The following is a 3,431-nucleotide window of genomic DNA, read 5'->3' on the forward strand; positions in this document are numbered from 1 at the left end:
AAAAAAAACCTCATTCAAAAAGATGAATGAGGTTTCTAAAAAAAGGCGATGACATACTCTCCCAGCAATTGCTAGTACCATCTGCGCTAATAGGCTTAACTTCTCTGTTCGGAATGGGAAGAGGTGAGCCCTATTGCAATAATCACCTTAAGGTCTTAGTAGTACTGAGTACTAAGTAAAGAATATTGAGAACTCTTTGTACTTGATACTTTGTACTAACTACTATATGTTAACATATTGATACCAATATTGTTTGTTTATTTTTTTACTTGAATCTTTTAAAATGAATAATTAAAGCCCGCAGTACATAAGCCTATGGGTTATTAGTAATACTCGGCTATGACATTACTGCCTTTACACCTATATCCTATCAAGGTCGTGATCTACAACCACCCTTTAAAGAAATCTCATCTTGTGGTGGGTTTCGCGCTTATATGCTTTCAGCGCTTATCCCTTCCCAACGTAGCTACTCTGCAATGCTCCTGGCGGAACAACAGATACACCAGAGGTTAGTTCAATTCGGTCCTCTCGTACTAGAATCAAATCCACGCAAATTTCTAACGCCCGCTACAGATAGAGACCGAACTGTCTCACGACGTTCTGAACCCAGCTCGCGTGCCACTTTAATGGGCGAACAGCCCAACCCTTGGGACCTTCTCCAGCCCCAGGATGTGACGAGCCGACATCGAGGTGCCAAACCCCCCCGTCGATGTGAGCTCTTGGGGGAGATCAGCCTGTTATCCCCGGAGTACCTTTTATCCTTTGAGCGATGGCCCTTCCATGCGGAACCACCGGATCACTATGCTCTTGTTTCCAACCTGATCGACTTGTAGGTCTCGCAGTCAAGCACCCTTATGCCATTGCACTCTACGTACGGTTACCAAGCGTACTGAGGGTACCTTTAGAAGCCTCCGTTACTCTTTTGGAGGCGACCACCCCAGTCAAACTACCCACCAAGCACTGTCCCCATTTCTGGGTTAGACTCTAGATAAGCAAAGGGTCGTATTTCAACAATGACTCCAAAACACCTGGCGATGCTCCTTCAAAGTCTCCGACCTATCCTACACATTACTTATCCAAAGCCAATACTAAGCTATAGTAAAGGTTCACGGGGTCTTTTCGTCCCGTAGCGGGTAATCGGCATCTTCACCGATACTACAATTTCACCGAGCTCATGGCTGAGACAGTGTCCAGATCGTTGCACCATTCGTGCAGGTCGGAACTTACCCGACAAGGAATTTCGCTACCTTAGGACCGTTATAGTTACGGCCGCCGTTTACTGGGGCTTCATTTCAGATCTTCGCCGAAGCTAAACCCTCCACTTAACCTTCCAGCACCGGGCAGGTGTCAGGCCCTATACATCAACTTTCGTTTTAGCAGAGCCCTGTGTTTTTGATAAACAGTCGCCTGGACCTTTTCACTGCGGCCCATCCGAAGATGGGCGACCCTTCTCCCGAAGTTACGGGTCTATTTTGCCTAGTTCCTTAGCCATGAATCACTCGAGCTCCTTAGAATACTCATCCCAACTACCTGTGTCGGTTTACGGTACAGGACGCAGCCCTCGCTTTTCTTGGAACCGCTTACTTCTTTTCGCTTCACCCGAAGGCTAGGCTCAACGTACTATTCCGTCAGTACGTAAAGATCTGGGCAATCCGTCACTTTTAATGGGTGCGTGTACAGGAATATTAACCTGTTGTCCATCGACTACCCCTTTCGGGTTCGCCTTAGGCCCTGACTAACCCACAGCTGATTAGCATCGCTGTGGAAACCTTAGTCTTTCGGAGGGCGGGTTTCTCACCCGCCTTATCGTTACTTATGCCTACATTTTCTTTTCTAGCCGTTCCAGCATTCCTTACAGAACACCTTCAGCACAACTAGAATGCTCCCCTACCACGTATAGTAAACTATACATCCATAGCTTCGGTAATATGTTTATGCCCGATTATTATCCATGCTCGTCCGCTCGACTAGTGAGCTGTTACGCACTCTTTAAATGAATGGCTGCTTCCAAGCCAACATCCTAGCTGTCTGGGCAGACAAACCTCGTTTTTTCAACTTAACATATATTTGGGGACCTTAGCTGATGGTCTGGGTTCTTTCCCTCTCGGACATGGACCTTAGCACCCATGCCCTCACTGCTGTAAATCATTATATAGCATTCGGAGTTTGTCAGGAATTGGTAGGCGATGAAGCCCCCGCATCCAATCAGTAGCTCTACCTCTATATAACTAATACAACGCTGCACCTAAATGCATTTCGGGGAGTACGAGCTATTTCCTGGTTTGATTGGCCTTTCACCCCTACCCACAGGTCATCCCAAGACTTTTCAACGTCAACGGGTTCGGTCCTCCACTGTGTGTTACCACAGCTTCAACCTGCCCATGGGTAGATCACCAGGTTTCGCGTCTACTCAACCTAACTAATTCGCCCTATTCAGACTCGCTTTCGCTACGGCTCCGGATCTTAAATCCTTAACCTTGCTAGATAAAGTAACTCGTAGGCTCATTATGCAAAAGGCACGCCGTCACCCAGTTAATGGGCTCCGACCGCTTGTAGGTGTACGGTTTCAGGATCTATTTCACTCCCTTACTTAGGGTTCTTTTCACCTTTCCCTCACGGTACTAGTTCACTATCGGTCTCTCAGGAGTATTTAGCCTTACCGGATGGTCCCGGCAGATTCAGACAGGGTTCCTCGTGCCCCGCCCTACTCAGGATACTGCTATCAATAACTCTCTTTACTTATACGGGACTATCACCCTCTGTGGTTAACCTTTCCAGGTTATTCTAATTCATTAAGCATCAAATATCGCAGTCCTACAACCCCTACAATGCCGTAACATCGTAGGTTTGGGCTCTTTCGCGTTCGCTCGCCACTACTAACGAAATCATTATTATTTTCTCTTCCTCCGGTTACTTAGATGTTTCAGTTCACCGGGTTTGCCCCTTTCGGTACTATGCCTTCAACATAGTGGGTTGCCCCATTCGGAAATCTACGGATATAACTCTTATGTGCAAATCCCCGTAGCTTATCGCAGCTTATCACGTCCTTCTTCGCCTCTGAGAGCCTAGGCATCCGCCATACACCCTTAATTAGCTTATTGTACTTTTGCGTCTTTAATCATTTTGGTTCTAAAACCAATTTCATTTTACAACTTGCGTTGTTATTTTTATTATTATTCTATCATTGCTGATAGATTCTAATGTCTACTCAAGTAATATTATTTTTTAAAACAATATTATTATCAATATGTCAATGAACGTTGCGAATCGCAACTGATAAATATTTTATCAATTTGCATTCTTCAATACTCTAGAGATAAATAATTATCTCCAAGCATTGCTTGGTGGAGAATATCGGAGTCGAACCGATGACCTCTTGCGTGCAAGGCAAGCGCTCTAGCCAGCTGAGCTAATCCCCCATTACTAGTAGG

Annotated in this window: 1 tRNA gene and 2 rRNA genes; all 3 read right to left on the reverse strand. The window is 45.6% G+C overall.

Going from position 1 to position 3,431, the window contains the following annotated elements:
• Positions 1-40: 40 nt before the first annotated feature.
• The 3 genes from rrf to BUB70_RS13950 all read right to left on the reverse strand — a co-directional run bounded on the left by rrf (position 41) and on the right by BUB70_RS13950 (position 3,419).
• Positions 41-150: ribosomal RNA gene (gene rrf / locus BUB70_RS13940) — 5S ribosomal RNA — on the reverse strand.
• Positions 151-303: 153 nt separating this feature from the next.
• A 23S ribosomal RNA gene (locus BUB70_RS13945) occupies positions 304-3,101 on the reverse strand.
• A gap of 241 nt (positions 3,102-3,342) precedes the next feature.
• Positions 3,343-3,419 (reverse strand) — tRNA-Ala (locus tag BUB70_RS13950).
• Between the last annotated feature and the right edge of the window lie 12 nt (positions 3,420-3,431).

The sequence above is a fragment of the Wenyingzhuangia marina genome, assembly GCF_900130035.1.
Classification (GTDB): domain Bacteria; phylum Bacteroidota; class Bacteroidia; order Flavobacteriales; family Flavobacteriaceae; genus Wenyingzhuangia; species Wenyingzhuangia marina.